An 18,551-nucleotide genomic window follows, 5' to 3' on the forward strand; every position below is an offset into this window, starting at 1 on the left:
AGATTGCGGACAGAAAAATGCCCGGGACCAGCCCGGGCATGTCGAGTGTCGTCAAGCTGCCGACCTCAGGCTGCGCTGCGCTTCTTCTCGCGCATCAGCTCGGCGAAGCGCTGAAAGAGGTAATGCGAGTCGCGCGGGCCGGGCGAAGCTTCCGGGTGGTACTGCACCGAGAACACCGGTTTGCCCTCGAGCTGGATGCCGCAATTCGAGCCGTCGAACAGCGAGATGTGGGTCTGCGTCGCGCCCGATGGCAACGTGTCCTGGTCGACCGCGAAGCCATGGTTCATCGAGGTGATCTCGACCTTGCCAGTGGTCTCGTCCTTGACCGGATGGTTGGCGCCGTGATGGCCCTGGTGCATCTTCTTGGTCTTGGCGCCGACCGCAAGCCCGAGCATCTGATGGCCGAGGCAGATGCCGAAGGTCGGTGTGCCCGACGAAATCACCTGCTGAATGACCGGCACGGCATATTTACCGGTCGCCGCGGGATCGCCGGGTCCGTTCGACAGGAACACGCCGTCCGGCTTCATCGCCAGGATGTCCTCGGCCGGCGTCGTCGCCGGCACCACCGTCACCTTGCAGCCGACGCCGGCGAGCAGGCGCAGGATGTTGCGCTTGATGCCGTAGTCGATCGCGACGACCTTGAACTCCGGATTGACCTGTCGGCCGAAGCCCTCGTTCCACACCCAGGGGGTCTCGTCCCAGGTGAAGCGCTGGGCGGAGGTCACCATCGGCACGAGGTCCATGCCCTCCAGGCCGGGCCATTCCCGCGCTTCCTTCTTCAGGGCGTCGAGGTCGAAATTGCCGTCCTTGGCATGCGCGATCACGGCGTTCGGCATGCCCTTGGAGCGGATCAGCGCGGTCAGCGCCCGGGTGTCGATGCCGGACAGCCCGATGATCCCGCGCGCACGCAGCCACTGGTCGAGATGGCGGGTGGCGCGGTAGTTCGACGGATCGGTGATCGCGGTGCGCAGGATCACCCCGCGTGCGCCCGGCGTCGCCGCCATGTTCACCGTCTCGATATCCTCGTCGTTGGTGCCGACATTGCCGATATGCGGGAAGGTGAAGGTGATGAGCTGGCCGGCATAGGACGGATCCGTCAGGATCTCCTCATAGCCGGTCATGGCGGTGTTGAAGCAGACCTCGCCCACGGCGTGGCCTTCGGCGCCGAGGCCGTAGCCTTCCAGCACCGTGCCGTCGGCGAGCACGAGGAGCGCGGTCGGTTTATGGTCCGGCCAGGCGGCGTCAGTATCGATGTGTGTCATGAGGCCCCTACATAGTGCCCCAGGCGCGCGGCGTCAAAGCGGGAAGCGGCCGATTCACATGCGATTTCGGTCAATTCGGCCGGAGTTTCGAGGCATCCGACCGGAACGGATGCGGAACCGTGTTGTTTCGGGTGGGCGAACCGCCTAGACCAGCGCCAATGGATTTTGAGAGGGCGAGAGCATGCTGCGCGACGACATCAACAATGCGGTCAAGGAGGCGATGAAGGCCAAGGACGAGCGCAAGCTGTCCACCCTTCGCATGGTGAACTCGACCTTGAAGAACGCCGACATCGCCGCGCGCGGCGAAGGCAAGCCGCCCTTGACCGACGCCGACGTGCTCGCGGTGCTGCAGAAGATGATCAAGCAGCGTCAGGAGTCGGTCGAGCTGTATGAAAAGGGCGGCCGCGCCGAGCTCGCCGCCGGCGAGCGCGAGGAGATCGCGGTCATCTCGGCCTATCTGCCGAAGCAGATGAGCGACGACGAGGTGAAGACCGCCATCTCCGCTGCAGTCGCCGAGACCGGCGCCGCCGGCATGAAGGACATGGGCAAGGTGATCGCCGTGCTGAAGGCCAAGTACACCGGGCAGATGGATTTCGCCAAGGCGAGCGCGCTGGTGAAGGCGGCGCTGTCGGGCTAGGCCGCGCGACGCGAAGCGCCGAGCCATCCCCACATCGTCATGCCCGGGCTTGTCCCGGGCATCCACGTCTTTAAGACTGTCATCAAGAAGAAAGACGTGGATGGCCGGGCCTTCGCCGCGCCGAAGGGGCTTCGGCCCCGCAGGCGGGTCTTCGCCTGGCCATGACGGAGAGAACGATGCTCAAGGAAACGTCCGACTACGACCAGCTCACTCGCGACTTCCGCTGGGACATCCCGGCGCAGTTCAACATCGCGGTCGCGACCTGCGATCGCCACGCCGACGGCTCGGGGCGCCTGGCGCTGATCGTCGTCGAAGAGGACGGCGCCGCACGGCGCGTCTCATTCGATGAGCTGCGCGATTACTCCTGCCGCTTCGCCAACGTATTGAAGGCCGATGGTCTCGCGCAGGGCGACCGCGTCGCGGTGTTCCTGTCGCAGTCGCTGGAGCTGCCGATCGTCCATCTGGCGGCGTTCCGCGCCGGTCTCGTCTCGGTGCCGCTGTTCACGCTGTTCGGCGAGGACGCGCTGCAATTCCGGCTGCAGAACTCCGGCGCCAAGGTCGTCGTCACCGACGCCACGGGCCTTGCGAAGCTTGCGCGCATTCGCGACCGCCTGCCGGAGCTCAAGACGATCTATGTCACTGACGGCGACGGCCTCGGCGCCCAAGCCTTCTGGCCGACGCTGGAGCGCGCCTCCGATCAATTCCCGACCGTCGCCACGTCGAGCGACGACCCTGCCATCATCATCTATACCTCGGGTACGACCGGAAATCCCAAGGGCGCGCTGCACGCCCATCGCGTACTGCTCGGCCACCTGCCCAATGTCGAGATGGTGCACGGCTTCCTGCCGAAGCCCGGCGACGTCATGTGGACGCCGGCGGATTGGGCATGGATCGGCGGCCTGTTCGATGCGCTGTTTCCTGCATGGTATCACGCGATCCCGATGATCGGTTATCGCGCCAGGAAATTCGAGCCGCAGGCCGCAATGCAACTGATGGCGGACTACGCCGTCCGCAACGTGTTCCTGCCCCCGACCGCGCTGAAGTTGATGCGCCAGGCCAATGTCAAGCACGAGGGCGTCAAGCTGCGCAGCATCCTCACCGGCGGCGAGTCGCTCGGCGCCGAGCTGCTCGACTGGGTGCGCGCGACCTTCGGCATCGATGCGCACGAGATCTACGGCCAGACCGAATGCAATCTCGTCGTCGGCAACAATGCGAGGCTGTTTCCGATCCGGCCGGGCTCGATGGGCAAGGCGACGCCGGGCTTCGAGGTGCTGATCGTCAACGACAAGGGCGAGGAGCTGCCGCGCGGAGAGAGGGGCATCATCGGCGTGCGCCAGCCCAATCCCTGCACCATGATCGAATATTGGCGCAATCCGGAGGCGACGCAGAAGAAGTTCGCGGGCGACGTGCTGCTGACAGGCGATCTCGGCACCCAGGATGACGACGGCTATTTCTGGTATGCGAGCCGCGAGGACGATGTCATCACGTCGGCCGGCTATCGCATCGGCCCGGCGGAGATCGAGGACACGCTGCTCAAGCATCCGGCAGTCGCGCTGGCGGCCGTCGTCGGCATTCCCGACCCGGTGCGCACGGAGGCCATCAAGGCGTGGATCGTGCTGCGCCCTGGCTTCGTTGCAAATGACACGCTGTCGCGAGAGATCCAGGACTTCGTCAAAGTGAAGCTTGCCGCGCACGAATACCCGCGCCACGTTGAATTCACCGACACCCTGCCGATGACGGCGACCGGCAAGGTGCTGAGGCGGGAGTTGCGGGCGCGGGGGTAGGGGGGCTCCCGTTCGTGGGTGCCCAATGGTGCGCCTGGCTCCCTCGCCTCGCTGGCAGTCCCGCACGGCACGACGGATGGCGACAGACGAGTGCAAAACTGCATCGTCATATGTGATCGCTCCGCCCCTCTGCCCACAAGTTGAAATTGAAATCCCCGCCCTCCCGCTGTTAGCATCACGGCAACAACAACATTCAGGAGGGACCGCCGATGACCGCATCCGTCTCGGGACGATCCGATCCCGTGGTGCGCCGCATCACCACGGCCGATATTGCCGAAGCCTTGACGCAAGGCCTCCGCGATTTTCAGGCTCAGCCCATGTTCGGCCTTGCTTTCGGGCTGATCTATGTACTCGGCGGCATCAGCATCGTGCTGTGCGTCACCGCCTTCGGGATGGTCTACTTGGCCTATCCGCTGGCCGCGGGGTTTGCGCTGATCGGCCCGTTCGTCGCGATCGGTCTCTACGAGGTCAGCCGCCGCCGCGAACTCGGCCAGCCGATTTCCTATGGCGGGATCTGGCGCACGATCACTTCGCGCGGCGAGATCGGCTGGATGGCGTTCGTGACACTATTTTTCTTCATCATCTGGATGTACCAGGTGCGCCTCCTGATCGCGCTGCTGCTCGGGCTCAATGCCTCGTTCTCCAGCATCAAGGAGTTCATGACCGTGGTGCTGACGACCAACGAGGGTCTGCTCTTCCTCGCGATCGGCAATCTCGACGGCGCCGCTCTATCGCTGGTGCTGTTCTCGCTCACGGTCGTGTCGTTTCCGCTGCTGCTGGAGCGCGACGTCGATTTCGTGACGGCGATGATCACCAGCGTGCGCGCGGTCGTGACGAGTCCCGGCCCGATGATCGGCTGGGCCGCCGTCATCACCGTGCTGCTGATCATTTCGGCATTGCCGTACTTCCTTGGGCTGCTGGTCACTGTGCCGGTGCTGGGCCATGCGACCTGGCATCTGTACCGCCGGATCGTAGCTCCGGCATAAGGCAAGGGCGAGCCGCGACGACGGTTCGATGGCGCATGGACGCCGTCAAATGGGCTCGTTTCGAAACGCGGCTCGCCGGTGGTCCGGCCGGCCTCAATGTCGGAGGAGGATGATGCCGGACAACATCGCGTTGTTTGCCACGATCGTCTTGTTGCTGCCGATGTTCTATCTGCTGCTGGCCGCGCCGGCCTTTCTGCTGGTGCGGCTCGACATCGTGCCGGTCACCCGGCTCCTGCGCGGCATGTTCGACTCCTACTTCGTGGCGCTTTCGATCGCTGGCGGCATCGGCGCGCTCGCCGTGCTCGCCGACGGCCGCCCCGTTCTGGGGCTGGGCATTGGGCTGATCGCGGCGTTCGCTCTGCTCTCGCGCCGCTGGTTTCTGCGGCAGATGGACGCGCGCATCCGCGACAGGGATTCCGGCGATGCGACGGCCGTGCGTCGGCTGCGCTGGTTACATTGGGGTGGCATGCTGAGCAATGCGGTCCAGGTCGGCGCCGTCCTCGCCAGCATCCCACAGATCGCCGCGGTGTCGTAGCAGGCGTTGTCGTTTAAGGCACTGCAATCCCCATCGCCTTCAGGGCCGCCAGCATGCGCGTCGGCGGCGTCATCTTCACCGCGAGCGGCTTGCCGGTCTCGAGCACGCTCTTGAGGCTCGACAGGATGGCCGGCCAGCCCTGGCGTCCGCCAGACAGGATGTCGTCGGAGAGCGGCCGCTCATGCGCTTCAGTCATCGTGAGACGGACGGCGTCGCCGGCCGGTTCGATCTCATAGGTCACGAGCGTGCGGCCCAGTGCCTCGACGAGGCCGGGCCAGTTGACGTCCCACGTGACGGTCAGCCGGTGCGGCGGCTCGCAGACGATCACCTGGCCGCTGATGTGTTCGGAGCCGTCCGGCGCGCGCACGATGAAGGCGCCGCCCGCCCTCAGTTCGGCTTCCACGGCGAAGCCGAAGAAATATTGTCGGCTGAACTCGGCGGAGGTCAGCGCCTGCCATACCTTCTCAGGGCTGGCGGCGATGTAGATCGTGTAGACGGTGGCGGGCTTGAACTTTGCAAGATCCATCGCTCAGACTCCTTTGCCGAGCGCTGACATCGGGATCGCCAGCGCCGTTCCGGTCTCCAGCAGACTTTTTAGGCCGGACATGATCGCGGGCCAGCCGTTGGAAACCGCATCGAGCAATCTTGCCGCCCCTTCGAAGCCTTCATGCGTCAGGGTCAGCTTGACGGAGTCGCCGTGCTGTTCGATCGCGAACACGACCTTGGTCGGCTGCTCGTTGCGAAACTCGTCTTTCAGGACGTGCTGGAAGGTGTAGGAGAGCCGGCGTGGCGGATCGAACTCCAGAATCTGGCCGACATCCGTCGTCATCCCGTCGGTCACCAGCGTGAACGGCGAGCCGACGCGCCAATCGGAATGCAGTTCGGTGCCGAACCAGTAGCGCTTCGCGAATTCGTTTGATGTCAGCGCTTCCCACAATTTCTCGGGCGTCGTCGCGATATACGTGACGTAGACGAATTCGGGCTTACTCATCGCGCTCCTCCAATTGCCGCTTCAACTCGCTGAGCGCGGCGAGCTTGCCGCGCTCGAATTTCTTGATCCAGCGCTCCCCGATGTGATGGATCGGCACCGGATTGAGATAGTGCAGCTTCTCGCGGCCATGCCGGATCGTCGCGACCAGATTGGCCGCTTCCAGAATGGCAAGGTGCTTGGTCACGGCCTGTCGCGTCATCGCGAGGCCGTCGCAGAGTTCGGTCAGGGTTTGCCCGTTCCGCGCGTGGAGCCTGTCGAGCAGGGCGCGTCGTGAGCCGTCCGCAAGCGCCTTGAAGACATCATCCATGTGAGAAAGAATAGGCAACCAAATGGTTGCGTGTCAAGGGCGCTGCGTTGTGGATCGCGCGAGGACAAGCGGGCTTCCCTCTGCAGACATGTCGTGCATTAGTGAGCGCCTCATTCGCATCGAGGCGCTTCATGTCCCTGCAAGTCTATCTCGCCTTCGTCGCCGCCTGTATCGGGCTGGCGCTGCTGCCGGGTCCCGTCGTGACGCTGCTGATCGCCAACGGTCTGCGCCACGGGACCCGCGCCGCGCTCGTCAATATCGCCGGCGTGCAGACCGGGCTGGCGATCGCGATCGGCATCGTCGCCGTCGGCCTGACGTCGCTGATGGCCACGATGGGCTATTGGTTCGAATGGGTACGACTGATCGGTGCGGCCTATCTGGTGTGGCTCGGCATTCAGCTCATCCGCTCGCCGATCGAGGGGATCTCTGCGGGCGAGGCGCCGCCACCGCCGCCGCGCGGCGGCTTTTTCCTGCAGGGGCTGCTGGTGCTGCTCTCGAACCCGAAGGTGATGGTGTTCTTCGGCGCGTTCCTGCCGCAGTTCATGGACATGAGCCGGGATCACGTGCCGCAGGTCGGTTTGCTCGGCGTCACCTTCATGGTGATCGCGGGTCTCACCGACGCGATCTATGCGCTGCTCGCGGGCCGTGCGCGAAAACTGTTCTCGGCCAGGCGGACGCGGCTGGTGTCGCGCATCTCCGGCGGCTTCATGATCGGCGGCGGCGTGTGGCTGGCGCTGACCCGGGCACGGTGAGCACGCGTTCGGCCCCGCGGCCGCATCGCCGTCTGCTGACGCGCGTTACAGGCTGATCGTCCCCTTCACCACAGGCGCGACGTCGCCGCCGATCCAGATCGTGTCGCCGTCCTGCGCGACATGGACGCGGCCGGCGCGGCCCAGCACGGTGCCCTGGGAGGCGACGTATTGCTTCGGAGCAATTCCCGCTCCGATCAGCCATTGCGCCAAACTTGCATTGAGGCTGCCCGTCACCGGGTCCTCGCCGCCGCCCCACATGAAGCCGCGGACCTCGTAGTCGGCATCTGTGCCATCTTGCGCCCGATCCCATGGCGCAACCACGCCGATCGGCTGTTGCGGCAGCGCCGCCGGATTGTAGCGGATGTCGAGCAGCGCGCGGCGGGAGTCGATCAGCACGCCGATCCAGCCCGGGCCGTTGTCGATCCACTGCACGGCGCGCATCGTGCTCGTTGGGATGCCGAGCGCTGCCGCGATCTTGCTCGTCAGCTCGGCATCGACGGCGCCGGAGCGGCGGAGGGGCGGGGCGGCGAAGGCGAGGCGGTCTCCGTCACGCTTGATGCGCACGAGGCCCGCGCCGCATTCCTGCACCACATGCTCGCCCTTCGGCCGGCCGCCGAGCGCGAGCCATACGTGGCATGAGCCGAGCGTCGGATGGCCCGCAAAAGGCAGTTCGCGCTGCGGGGTGAAGATGCGCACGCGATAATCAGCGCCCGGATTCTGAGCGCGTGACAGGAAGGTCGTCTCGGACAGATTGGTCCAGTTGGCGATCGCCTGCATCGCGGCATCGTCGAGGCCGTCGGCCTCGGCGATCACGGCGAGCGGGTTGCCTTTGAAGGCGACCTTGGAGAACACGTCGACTTGATGGAACGGAAGCGCGAGCATTGCGGTGCCCTCCTCGATGTCGGCGTCAGTCGCGCCAGAACGGCTTGTTGGCCTCTTCCTGCACGACCACGGGATCAAGGCCGCAGTCGCGCATCTGCTCGCGATCGAGCATCGCCAGTTCGGACCGCCAGAACAGGCGCCGCAGCCAGAGTTGCGGGACCTGGAGCAAATTGCTCTTTCCGTGGGCAACCTGCGGAGTTGCCCAACGCTGCGCCAGGGAATATGCCATGAGTCACCTATCGCTCTTCAATTGCGTTGTTCGAAGAGCAATCGCGCAGTACATATCTCGGTGCAATCGAAACATTGCTCTCGGTGCAATATAGCATGAATGCTTCGTATACGACCCTGGTGGACGACATTGCCGAGGACATCGCCAACGGCAGGCTGAAGGCGGGCGACCGGCTGCCGCCGCAGCGTCAGTTCGCCTATGAACGGGGAATTGCCGCATCCACGGCAGCGCGCGTCTATGCCGAATTATTGCGCAGGGGTCTGGTCGTGGGCGAGGTCGGGCGCGGCACCTTCGTCGCGGGAGAGGCGGTACCGGTACCACCCTCGCTGCGGCTGGAGCCGTTCGATGGCCGCATCGATCTCGAGTTCAATTTCCCGACCCTGCCGGATCAGGCGGCCCTGATCGCGAAGTCGCTTGCCGCATGGCAGCGGCCGGAGAAGCTGGCGCCGGTGCTGGCGCCGATCACGCAGCGGCGGCTGGCCGAGGCCGGGCGCACCGCCGCGGCCTTCTTCGCCGGCGAGCGCTGGCGCCCGCGCGCGGAGAACTTCGTCTTCGCCGGCAGTGGTCGACAGTCGCTGGCTGCGGCGATCTCGGCGCTGGTGCCGGTCGGTGGCCGGCTCGGCGTCGAGGCCGTCACCTATCCGATGATCAAGGGCATCGCGGCGCGGCTGGGCGTGACCCTGGTGCCGCTCGCGATGGACGGCGAGGGCATCCGCCCGGATGCCCTGACCAAGGCGCACCGCGCGAGCGCGCTCAACGCGATCTACATCCAGCCGGTGATGCAGAATCCGCTCGGCCTGACGATGAGCGAGGCGAGGCGCGAGGAGATCGTGCGTCTGGTGCGCAAGCACGAGCTGATGATCATCGAGGACCTCGTCTACGGCTTCCTCAGCGATCAGGTCTCGCTGGCGACGCAGGCCGAGGAGCGTGTCGTCGTGGTCGACAGCCTTGCCAAGCGGCTCGCGCCGGGGATTGCGGTCGGTTTTCTCTACGTGCCGGGAAGCATGCGCGAAAAATTCGCCGCCACGGTGCGCACCGGGGCCTGGTCGGTGACGTCGCTGGCGCTGGCCGCCGGCATGGGGCTGCTCGCCGACGGCACGGCGGCCGAGATCACCAGGCGCAAGCGGGCCGATGCGCTGGTGCGGCAGGCGATCGTCGCCGAGTGCCTCGCCGGCCATCACATCGAGGCCGATCCGCGCTCCTACCATGTCTGGCTGCATCTGCCGGAGGGCTGGCGCGCCGAAGCCTTGACCGCCGCGGCCGCGCGCGCCGGCATCGCGATCACGCCGGCGAGCGCGTTTGCGGTGGCGCACGGCCATTCACCGAACGCGGTGCGGCTCGCGCTCGGCCTGCCGAGCCATGACGATCTGCGCACGGCGCTGTGGCGGCTCGCGGGCCTGCTCGCCCATCACGACGCCTCCGACATGACGGAGTAGCGGGCTACGCGAGACCCTTGCTGCGCAGCTCGACCTCGATCTCGCCGAGAATGCGGATCAGCCGCTCGGCCCAGCGCTGCTGGCCCTCGGGCTCGGCGATTTCGTTCTGACGAATCTCGATGCCGGAATTGATCAGCCCGCGCGCCTCGCCATGCACGGGGATGGTGTAGTCGGTGCCGTCGCCGACCGCATAGGGCTGATTGTCGCCCACCACGAGATCGGGCTCGGCCCGCAGCGCCCTCAACAGCAGCGGCGGCAGCACACGGTCGTGCTGATACAGCGTGCCAATGTGCCAGGGCCGCGCGATGCCCGCATAGACCGGCGTGAAGCTGTGCAGCGAGACGAGGATGGTCGGCCGCCCCGCGGCCTTGCGCGCATCGAGCACTTCGGTGATGCGGTCGTGATAGGGATCGAAGATCGCGCGGCGCCGGAGCTCGGCGTCCTCATGCGTCAGGCCCTCATTGCCGGGGATCGTGGTGCGCTCGCTGATCATCGGAATCGCGTTCGGCGCCTTCGGCGAGCGGTTGCAGTCGATCACCAGCCGCGAATAGCGCTGCGCGATCAGATGCGCATCGAGCGCCCGCGATACGGCCTCCGCGACGCCGGCGATGCCGATGTCCCAGGCGATGTGCCGCTCCAGTTCGCTTTCGGGCAGGCCGAGATCGCCGAGTGCGCGCGGCAGCAGGCGGCCATAGTGATCGCACGTGAAGAACAAGGCCGACGCCCCATCGGCGTTGCGCTCGAGCACGGGTGGAACTTCGTCTGGCTGAAGGAGTCGATGAGTGTTGCTCGTGCCGGACACGGTCATGCTGCCTCTCGTTGCTTCATGAAGCGGCAGACCGATCTCGGATTGGGCAGACGGATGAGGATTGGGCCGGCGGACATCATGATGGTCGCCCAAACGATGCTGATTCTGGCGATCATTCACAAGACAGAAGTTCGCAATGGGCCTACGGTCCGGGCTGGATGAGGCTGGCGCATCGTGCCGCCCGAACGGGGCGAAGGAGCCTTCATGCTGATCAAGGTTGGATTTGAGATCGCCTATGCGGCTCCGGCGGCAACGCCGATGGTGATCATGCTGTCGATCCATCCGTCGCGCTTTCCCGACATCGTCGGCACCGAGACGATCACGACCGAGCCCAAGGTGCCGATCAAATTCTACAACGACAGCTTCGGCAATCTCTGTGGACGGCTGGTGGCGCCGGCCGGCGGGGTCACCTTCCACGGCAGCGCCATCGTCCGCGACAGCGGGCGGCCGGACGCGATCGATCCCGGCGCCCAGCAGTTGTCGATCGAGCAGCTGCCCGATGAGCTTCTGCTGTATCTGATGCCGAGCCGCTATTGCGAGACCGACAAGCTGGCCGAGGTCGCGTGGTCGCTGTTCGGCAGCGCGCCGGCGGGATGGGCGCGCGTGCAGGCGATCTGCGACTTCGTGCACGGCCACGTCACGTTCGGCTATGAGCACGCCCACGCCATGAAGTCGGCGCACGACGTCTATCAGCAGCGCACCGGCGTCTGCCGCGACTTCGCCCACCTCGCGCTGACCTTCTGCCGCTGCATGGGCATTCCGGCACGCTATTGCACCGGTTATCTCGGCGACATCGGCGTGCCGCCGGACCCGGTCCCGATGGATTTCTCGGGCTGGTTCGAGGTCTATCTCTCGGGCCGGTGGTACACGTTCGATGCCCGCCACAACGTGCCGCGCATCGGTCGCATCCTGATGGCGACCGGACGGGACGCCGCCGACGTCGCGCTGTCGACCTCGTTCGGCCTGATGACCCTGACCAAATTCCACGTCGTCAGCGATGAGATCGCGGCCGCCTGAGCAGAGAAAGGCGCGGCCGGCCGCCGCTTCGCATCATCGGCGATCGCCGCTATAGACGGGCCATGACCACCGATCTCCTGTTCGTCTACGGCACGCTGATGCGCGGCTTCGACCATCCGATGGCGCGGCTGTTGTCGGCCAATGCCGATTTCGTCGCCGAGGCAAGCTGCCGCGGCCGGCTGTACCGCATCCAGCATTATCCCGGCCTGGTGCCGTCCGATGACGCGGCCGATCTCGTCCATGGCGAACTGTTCCGGCTGCACCAGCCCGAGCCGATGCTGCGCGAGTTCGACATGTACGAGGCCTGCGGCGAAGGCTTCGCCGCGCCGACCGAATATCTGCGCCGGTGCCTCGCCGTGACGCTGGCCGACGGCGCGGCCCGCGAGGCCTGGACCTACGTGTACAACTGGCCCGTGGACGAGGTCGCCCGCATCGCCTCGGGACGGTTTTTGGCGCCCTAAGTCTCTCCGCGCCGTCATTCCGGGACATCGCGCAGCGATGGGCCCGGAATCCATAACCACAAACGGTGCGAGGACAGGCAGTGGCGCGGCCGTCCCGCCTCACGACTGGTCGTGGTTATGGATTCCGGGCTCGCCCTGCGGGCGCCCCGGAATGACGAGAGGAGAGGGCCGTGCCTGTGAATAGCCCGGACAAGCCGGAGGAAGTTCACATTTCGTACACGGGTGCCTATATGCCTAGGCCACCACCACAGGACCACCAGCCCGCTCATGGCCCGCTTCACGCCGGAATTTCTCGATGAGCTGCGCGCCCGGCTTCCGGTCTCGGACGTCGTCGGCAAGCGCGTGAAGCTCAAGAAGGCCGGGCGGGAGTGGAAGGGGCTGTCGCCGTTCCAGCAGGAGAAGACGCCGTCCTTCTACGTCAACGACCAGAAGGGTTTTTATCACGACTTCTCGTCCGGCAAGCACGGCAACATCTTCGACTTCGTGATGGAGACCGAGGGCTGCAGCTTCCCCGAAGCCGTGGAGCGGCTCGCGGGAATCGCCGGCCTGGCGCTGCCCGCGGTCACGCCCGATGCGGCGCGCCAGGAGCGGCAGCGCAAGACGCTGTACGACGTGATGGAGCTGGCGGCGAAGTTCTTTTCTGACACGCTGGCGTCCCGTCATGGCGCGCGCGCCCGCGGCTATCTTGCCGATCGCGCGATCCTGCCGCAGACGCAGCTCCAATTCCGGCTTGGCTACGCGCCGCCGGATCGGTTCGGCTTGAAGGAATATCTCGGCGCCCAGGGCATCCCGGTGGCCGACATGGTCGAGGCGGGATTGCTGGTCGGTGGCGACGACATTCCCGTGCCGTATGATCGCTTCCGCGACCGCGTGATGTTCCCGATCACCGATCTCCGCGGACGCGTCATCGCCTTCGGCGGTCGCGCGCTGCAGAAGGACGTGCCGGCGAAATACCTGAACTCGCCGGAGACGCCGCTCTTCCACAAGGGCGACAACCTCTACAATCTCGCCAGCGCCCGTCAGGCCGCCCATAACGGCGCGCCGATGATCGTGGTCGAGGGCTATGTCGACGTCATTGCGCTGGTCGCGGCCGGCTTTGCCGGCGCCGTGGCGCCGCTCGGCACCGCGCTGACCGAGAGCCAGCTTTCGCTGATCTGGAAGATGGTCGACGAGCCGATCCTCTGCTTCGATGGCGACCGCGCCGGCCAGAAGGCGGCCTATCGTGCCGCAGACCTTGCTTTGCCGCATCTCAAGCCTGGCAAGAGCCTGCGCTTCGCGCTCTTGCCCGAGGGACAGGATCCCGACGATCTCGTCCGCTCCGGCGGTCGCGGCGCGGTCGAGGAGGTGCTCAAAATCGCAAAACCCCTCGCCGAGGTGATCTGGTCGCGCGAGATCGAGGGCGGCAGCTTCAACACCCCGGAGCGCCGTGCCGCGCTGGAGGCGCGGATCGGCCAGCTCACCGGCGGCATCACCGACGAGGTGGTACGGCGCTACTACAAGCAGGATCTCGGCGACCGGCTGTACCGGGCGTTCGCCCCGGACGGCGGCCGAGGGTTTGGCCGCGGCTTCGGTGCCGAATCAGGACGGCGTTTTGCTCCCCGCAGTCCCGGTTCCGGACAGCCTGGTCGGTTATCCACAGGAGGCGGCCGCCGCGGCGGACCGCCATCCACAGGCCAGGCCATGGCCCGCGGCCCCTACCAGGCGGCGAGCCCCCAGCTCGCCATGAGCCCGATCATGCGCGGCCAGCGCTCGGCGATCTCGCGCCGGGAGGCCCTGATCCTGCAGTGCCTGATCAACCACCCCTGGCTCCTGCACGACCACCTGGAGGAGGTCGCCGCGCTGGAGCTGGCCCATCCCGAGGCGCACAAGCTCCGCGCCGCCATCATCGCCGCCTTCGCCCACGACCACCACCATTCGCCGGATCCGGACGAGCAGGCCGAGAAGATGCGGGTCGATCTGGAGAAGGCAGGCTTTTCCGAGCTTCTTCAACGGGTTGAGCGCGCGATCACGACCGCGGCAGTGTGGGCGACCAAGTCGGGCGCGGCGCGCGATGACGTTCTTGCGACCTGGCATCAGCTGGTTGCCTTGCATCGGCAATGGCACTCCTTACTTAGGGAATTGAAGGATGCCGAGCTGGCGCTGGGCGAGGAGCCGAGCGAGCCGAACATGGGCTGGTTGAGGGACGTGAAGGCCAGGATGGCCGAGATGGACGGCACCGAAGCGCTGATCGAAGGCTTCGGGGAACTGTCCGGACGCACCAACCGCAACGTGTAGACGGGACGCCCGGCGCCCTGTCGCCAGTTGAGCACATTTCGGCCCGGTCCGCCCGCGCGGTATCAGGTCCGCGCGAAAAGACTCGCCAAATCCATGGTTTGGCTGCAAAAACAGGGTTAATCGAAGTTTAAGAGGTCCGGGGCATTTTCTGCGGCAGATGGGTTGGTTTCGCTGTCGGACACCGCGCCTGCATGTCGGGCGCCGGATTCGATTGCAAAACCGGTATCGCTTTTGCAAGAAACGCGCGCCGGTCCGAAAACGGGACGACACCAGCGTAGGACGAAACGAGCGACGGGCTTCAGGGGGTGGCGACGTTAAATGTGCGCCGCCCTTTCCGCGTCGAGAACAGTTTGAGTAGAGCAGGCGGGCGCCGCGATGCCAAGGGCTACGATGCCACGGGCGGAGCGGGCGCGTTTCGGGAGCAATGAATGGCCACGAAGGCAAAGACGCTGCAGGTGAAGGACAAGGAAAAGGACGACAAGGCCGCGGACGCTCCCGAGAAGGACGCCGCCGATGCGCCGTCGCCGTTGCTCGACCTGTCGGACGCCGCCGTCAAGAAGATGATCAAGCAGGCCAAGAAGCGCGGCTTCGTGACCTTTGATCAGCTCAACGAGGTCCTGCCTTCCGACACTACCTCGCCGGAACAGATCGAAGACATCATGTCGATGCTCTCCGACATGGGCATCAACGTGACCGAGGCCGAGGAGGCCGACGAGTCCGACGAGAAGGACGACGGCGAGGACGAGACCGACAACGAGCTTGTCGAGATCACCCAGAAGGCCGTCACCGAGGTCAAGAAGTCCGAGCCCGGCGAGCGCACCGACGATCCCGTGCGCATGTATCTGCGCGAGATGGGCACCGTCGAGCTGCTGTCGCGCGAGGGTGAAATCGCCATCGCCAAGCGCATCGAGGCCGGCCGCGAGGCGATGATCGCGGGGCTCTGCGAAAGCCCGCTGACGTTCCAGGCCATCATCATCTGGCGCGACGAGCTCAACGAAGGCAAGATCTTCCTTCGCGACATCATCGATCTCGAAGCCACCTATGCCGGCCCTGAGGCCAAGGGCGGCATGAATCCGCAGATCGCCGCGCCGGTGAATGGCGAGGGCGCTGCGGCCGAGGGCGGCGAGGTCCAGGCCGCGGTCGCGCCGCCGGCCGCCCCGCAGCAGCCGACGCCGTTCCGCGCCGCGCCGAACGGCGCGCCCGCCGAGGAGAAGGATCCCGGCGAGGCGGCGGCCGAAGCCGACATGGACGACGACGAGTTCGAGAACCAGATGTCGCTCGCCGCCATCGAGGCCGAGCTGAAGCCGAAGGTGGTCGAGACCTTCGACAAGATCGCGTCCGAGTACAAGAAGCTGCGACGCCTGCAGGAGCAGGACATCGCCAACCAGCTGCAGAGCGAGTCGCTGTCGCCCTCGCAGGAGCGCAAGTACAAGAAGCTCAAGGACGAGATCATCGTCGAGGTGAAGTCGCTGCGCCTCAACCAGGCCCGCATCGACTCCCTGGTCGAGCAGCTCTACGACATCAACAAGAAGCTGGTCTCGTTCGAGAGCCGGCTGATGCGCTTGGCCGACTCCCACGGCGTCGCGCGCGAGGACTTCCTGCGCAACTACCAGGGTTCGGAGCTCGACCCGCGCTGGCTCAACCGCGTCTCCAAGCTCTCCGCCAAGGGCTGGAAGAACTTCGTCCATTACGAGAAGGACCGCATCAAGGACCTGCGCCAGGAGGTGCAGGCCATGGCCGCGCTCACCGGTCTGGAGATCGGCGAGTTCCGCAAGATCGTGCACTCGGTGCAGAAGGGCGAGCGCGAGGCCCGTCAGGCCAAGAAGGAGATGGTGGAAGCCAACCTCCGTCTCGTGATCTCGATCGCCAAGAAGTACACCAACCGCGGCCTGCAGTTCCTCGACCTGATCCAGGAAGGCAACATCGGCCTGATGAAGGCGGTCGACAAGTTCGAGTACCGCCGCGGCTACAAGTTCTCGACCTACGCCACCTGGTGGATCCGGCAGGCGATCACCCGCTCGATCGCCGACCAGGCCCGCACCATCCGCATCCCCGTGCACATGATCGAGACGATCAACAAGATCGTCCGCACCTCGCGCCAGATGCTGAACGAGATCGGCCGCGAGCCGACCCCCGAGGAGCTCGCCGAGAAGCTCGGCATGCCGCTGGAGAAGGTGCGCAAGGTCCTCAAGATCGCGAAGGAGCCGCTCTCGCTCGAAACCCCCGTGGGTGATGAGGAGGACTCTCATCTCGGCGATTTCATCGAGGACAAGAACGCGATCCTGCCGATCGACGCCGCGATTCAGTCCAACCTGCGCGAAACCACCACCCGCGTGCTGGCCTCGCTCACCCCGCGCGAAGAACGCGTGCTCCGCATGCGCTTCGGCATCGGCATGAACACGGATCATACGCTGGAAGAGGTGGGACAGCAGTTCTCGGTGACGCGCGAGCGTATTCGTCAGATCGAGGCGAAGGCGCTGCGCAAGTTGAAGCATCCGTCGAGGTCGCGGAAGCTGCGGAGCTTCTTGGATAACTGATTTTTTGTAAATCAGTTCTGACTGTGGTTCTCCGACTGGACTCAGCAATCAATCGAGACAAGAACGGCGAGCATTGGGCTCGCCGTTCTTGTTAGAGTTTAATGCAAAAAATTTGGCCGTCTCATGGAGATTGAAGTAGTTCGCTTCGCTTTGGCGCGTGAAATTTTAACGCTGCCTCAATAACGCTATCTCCGTATTTGGAGCGCATTCTCGTTAGAAAATCAGGCTCGTTCGCAATGCAGAAGCCTAGCAAGCCCTTAAGGCGGCTGCGTTCTTTTTGATCGAGGAGTTCGTTCAACGATCTATGAAGCATGGACGATATCAATCTTTTTCGTTCTCGTCCTACCGAGATTTGGCCGTTTGGAGTCATAACAAGGCCGGTGACAAGCCTACGCTGCCCTTTCTTGAAAAGCCCACGTTTATCATCATTGAAGGTGAGCTTCGGAGATTTGAGCGATTTCACAGCTCTGCGAACAAACCTTTCAAAGCTCAAGATAGAGTCAATGTTCGCTGCGGATATCGTGATGTCATCTGCATATCGCGTGTAGACAACTCCTATTCGCCCCGCTTCCGAGTTTAGCATCACGTCTAGGTCGAACAATAGAATGTTCGACAGCGCCGGAGACGTTGGTGCTCCAATAGAGAGGCATTTGGGCACGGTCGATCTTTTCTGCTGTCCCCAAAACATAATCTGAGAATAAAGGCGGATGTCTGCTTGCTCCACCTCTAAAATCGGAGTGCGACGGGCAAATCGTTCCCAGTCGGCGACCTTTATCGACGGAAAGAAATCCTTGAAATCTAACTTTAAGATCGAGCTTGGCTGAGCGTGCCGTTCTGCATTCTGTCGGATGTTGCGGCCCCTGACATAAGCCATCGAACTGTCGTGCACCTTGTATTTTGTCAGTTTTTTTTGCAGAATGTAGTGCTGTATTGCCTTTAGTTCGCGAGACGGCTGCGCGATTGTTCGTGATCCCATTCCGTGGCGCTTTGGGATGTTGTAGACTTTATAGCGAGCTGGCGCAGTAAGCACGATCCGTTGAATCGCCGTTGCACTCAGGCCAATTTCTTCTACAAGTTCTCTTATTAAGCTCATGCTGAAGCCGCCACTCTAGCGCTGCTCGCTTCGCTGCGTATGTGTGCTGGAACTGTCTCTGCTTTTCGAAGTGCGTTCCTCACAGCGAGATTTCTCCGGTCGCTGACGCGTTCGACTACTTCCGGCTTGAAGTCGTAGTCAAAAGGGTCCGTGTCATGCAGCGTCCAAAAATAATCTTTGTTAGAGTATGCTCTGCGTTCGATCCAGCCGGCAAGCTGCATGCAGTAAAGTTTATTCTTGATAGCTTCGTCGGTTACGTCCGGTGCTATCAATTGTACATAGCTTCGAAGTTGCGTGATGCTGACTGCAAGACAGAGATGTATTATCCAGTAAATTGTATAAAACACCCTGGCTTCGCCGAGCTTAGAAAAGGTTGTTGAGGTGGGGACGGAGTTTACGTGTTCATCTAAGAACTTGATGATTTCCTTGTAGTGAGGCTTGGTCGACTGGATGTTGAGTGTGCCGTTTGCATGATTGCGCCAATGACCTGCCCCTAAGAATTTCCTCCAGAACGATTTAGAGTCCGGCCTGACGAAGGACGGACAGATGAAGCGAAAGCG

Annotated in this window: 19 protein-coding genes; 10 read left to right on the top strand and 9 right to left on the bottom strand. The window is 64.2% G+C overall.

Translation table 11 applies throughout. The annotated features are described in order from the left end of the window. Nucleotides 1–65: 65 nt before the first annotated feature. Entirely contained in the window at nucleotides 66–1,262 is a 1,197-nt protein-coding gene (gene carA, locus QW863_RS29805; RefSeq protein ID WP_315717509.1) for a glutamine-hydrolyzing carbamoyl-phosphate synthase small subunit, read from the bottom strand. Between the two features lie 181 nt (nucleotides 1,263–1,443). Between carA and QW863_RS29810 the strand changes: the two genes are divergently transcribed. The 4 genes from QW863_RS29810 to QW863_RS29825 all read left to right on the top strand — a co-directional run bounded on the left by QW863_RS29810 (nucleotide 1,444) and on the right by QW863_RS29825 (nucleotide 5,204). Next, nucleotides 1,444–1,899, top strand: coding sequence for a GatB/YqeY domain-containing protein (locus QW863_RS29810; RefSeq protein WP_315717508.1), 456 nt, complete (start codon nucleotides 1,444–1,446; stop codon nucleotides 1,897–1,899). Nucleotides 1,900–2,075: 176 nt separating this feature from the next. After that, nucleotides 2,076–3,683 (top strand): acyl-CoA synthetase, encoded by a 1,608-nt coding sequence (locus QW863_RS29815; protein WP_315717507.1) that lies wholly within the window; start codon nucleotides 2,076–2,078, stop codon nucleotides 3,681–3,683. A gap of 209 nt (nucleotides 3,684–3,892) precedes the next feature. Beyond that, nucleotides 3,893–4,669 carry a DUF2189 domain-containing protein gene (locus tag QW863_RS29820; protein ID WP_315717506.1) on the top strand — a complete coding sequence of 259 codons (777 nt, stop codon included), beginning with the start codon at nucleotides 3,893–3,895 and terminating at the stop codon, nucleotides 4,667–4,669. A gap of 112 nt (nucleotides 4,670–4,781) precedes the next feature. Continuing rightward, nucleotides 4,782–5,204, top strand: coding sequence for a hypothetical protein (locus tag QW863_RS29825; protein ID WP_315717505.1), 423 nt, complete (start codon nucleotides 4,782–4,784; stop codon nucleotides 5,202–5,204). Between the two features lie 13 nt (nucleotides 5,205–5,217). On the opposite strand, the gene QW863_RS29830 is transcribed toward QW863_RS29825, so the two are convergent. From QW863_RS29830 to QW863_RS29840, 3 genes are read right to left on the bottom strand one after another with little or no spacing between them, the layout of a single operon-like run. Further along, nucleotides 5,218–5,730 carry an SRPBCC family protein gene (locus QW863_RS29830; RefSeq protein WP_315717504.1) on the bottom strand — a complete coding sequence of 171 codons (513 nt, stop codon included), beginning with the start codon at nucleotides 5,728–5,730 and terminating at the stop codon, nucleotides 5,218–5,220. 3 nt (nucleotides 5,731–5,733) lie between these two features. Then, nucleotides 5,734–6,195 carry an SRPBCC family protein gene (locus QW863_RS29835; protein ID WP_315717503.1) on the bottom strand — a complete coding sequence of 154 codons (462 nt, stop codon included), beginning with the start codon at nucleotides 6,193–6,195 and terminating at the stop codon, nucleotides 5,734–5,736. Then, entirely contained in the window at nucleotides 6,188–6,502 is a 315-nt protein-coding gene (locus QW863_RS29840; RefSeq protein WP_315717502.1) for a helix-turn-helix domain-containing protein, read from the bottom strand. The genes QW863_RS29835 and QW863_RS29840 overlap by 8 nt, the downstream gene beginning before the upstream one ends. Nucleotides 6,503–6,633: 131 nt before the next feature. Between QW863_RS29840 and QW863_RS29845 the strand changes: the two genes are divergently transcribed. Next, nucleotides 6,634–7,254, top strand: a complete 621-nt coding sequence (locus QW863_RS29845) for a LysE family translocator (RefSeq protein ID WP_315717501.1) — start codon at nucleotides 6,634–6,636, stop codon at nucleotides 7,252–7,254. 45 nt (nucleotides 7,255–7,299) lie between these two features. Here the strand turns inward: QW863_RS29845 and QW863_RS29850 are convergent, their stop codons facing one another. Both QW863_RS29850 and QW863_RS29855 read right to left on the bottom strand, forming a co-directional pair. Beyond that, nucleotides 7,300–8,136 carry a PhzF family phenazine biosynthesis protein gene (locus tag QW863_RS29850; RefSeq protein ID WP_315769529.1) on the bottom strand — a complete coding sequence of 279 codons (837 nt, stop codon included), beginning with the start codon at nucleotides 8,134–8,136 and terminating at the stop codon, nucleotides 7,300–7,302. Nucleotides 8,137–8,161: 25 nt separating this feature from the next. Continuing rightward, nucleotides 8,162–8,305 (bottom strand): hypothetical protein, encoded by a 144-nt coding sequence (locus QW863_RS29855; RefSeq protein ID WP_315717499.1) that lies wholly within the window; start codon nucleotides 8,303–8,305, stop codon nucleotides 8,162–8,164. 86 nt (nucleotides 8,306–8,391) lie between these two features. Between QW863_RS29855 and QW863_RS29860 the strand changes: the two genes are divergently transcribed. Beyond that, on the top strand, nucleotides 8,392–9,801 hold the full coding sequence (locus tag QW863_RS29860) for a PLP-dependent aminotransferase family protein (protein WP_315717498.1): 1,410 nt from the start codon (nucleotides 8,392–8,394) through the stop codon (nucleotides 9,799–9,801). Between the two features lie 4 nt (nucleotides 9,802–9,805). Here the strand turns inward: QW863_RS29860 and QW863_RS29865 are convergent, their stop codons facing one another. Further along, a complete protein-coding gene (locus tag QW863_RS29865; RefSeq protein ID WP_315717496.1) occupies nucleotides 9,806–10,609 on the bottom strand; it encodes an N-formylglutamate amidohydrolase in 804 nt (267 codons plus the stop codon). 204 nt (nucleotides 10,610–10,813) lie between these two features. Here QW863_RS29865 and QW863_RS29870 point away from each other — a divergent pair, with 204 nt between their 5' ends. The 4 genes from QW863_RS29870 to rpoD all read left to right on the top strand — a co-directional run bounded on the left by QW863_RS29870 (nucleotide 10,814) and on the right by rpoD (nucleotide 16,898). Beyond that, entirely contained in the window at nucleotides 10,814–11,626 is an 813-nt protein-coding gene (locus QW863_RS29870) for a transglutaminase family protein (RefSeq protein ID WP_315717495.1), read from the top strand. A 62-nt stretch (nucleotides 11,627–11,688) separates the two neighbouring features. After that, a complete protein-coding gene (locus QW863_RS29875; RefSeq protein WP_315717494.1) occupies nucleotides 11,689–12,087 on the top strand; it encodes a gamma-glutamylcyclotransferase family protein in 399 nt (132 codons plus the stop codon). Nucleotides 12,088–12,354: 267 nt separating this feature from the next. After that, nucleotides 12,355–14,361, top strand: coding sequence for a DNA primase (gene dnaG, locus QW863_RS29880; RefSeq protein WP_315717493.1), 2,007 nt, complete (start codon nucleotides 12,355–12,357; stop codon nucleotides 14,359–14,361). A 428-nt stretch (nucleotides 14,362–14,789) separates the two neighbouring features. Next, nucleotides 14,790–16,898 carry an RNA polymerase sigma factor RpoD gene (rpoD, locus tag QW863_RS29885; protein ID WP_315717492.1) on the top strand — a complete coding sequence of 703 codons (2,109 nt, stop codon included), beginning with the start codon at nucleotides 14,790–14,792 and terminating at the stop codon, nucleotides 16,896–16,898. Between the two features lie 121 nt (nucleotides 16,899–17,019). Here the strand turns inward: rpoD and QW863_RS29890 are convergent, their stop codons facing one another. Then, entirely contained in the window at nucleotides 17,020–17,991 is a 972-nt protein-coding gene (locus tag QW863_RS29890; protein WP_315717491.1) for a retron St85 family RNA-directed DNA polymerase, read from the bottom strand. Continuing rightward, a partial coding sequence (locus QW863_RS29895; protein WP_315769532.1) for a hypothetical protein occupies nucleotides 17,988–18,551 on the bottom strand: 564 nt, incomplete at its 5' end. The genes QW863_RS29895 and QW863_RS29890, both read right to left, overlap by 4 nt.

This window comes from Bradyrhizobium sp. SZCCHNR1017 (assembly GCF_032381375.1).
GTDB lineage: Bacteria > Pseudomonadota > Alphaproteobacteria > Rhizobiales > Xanthobacteraceae > Bradyrhizobium.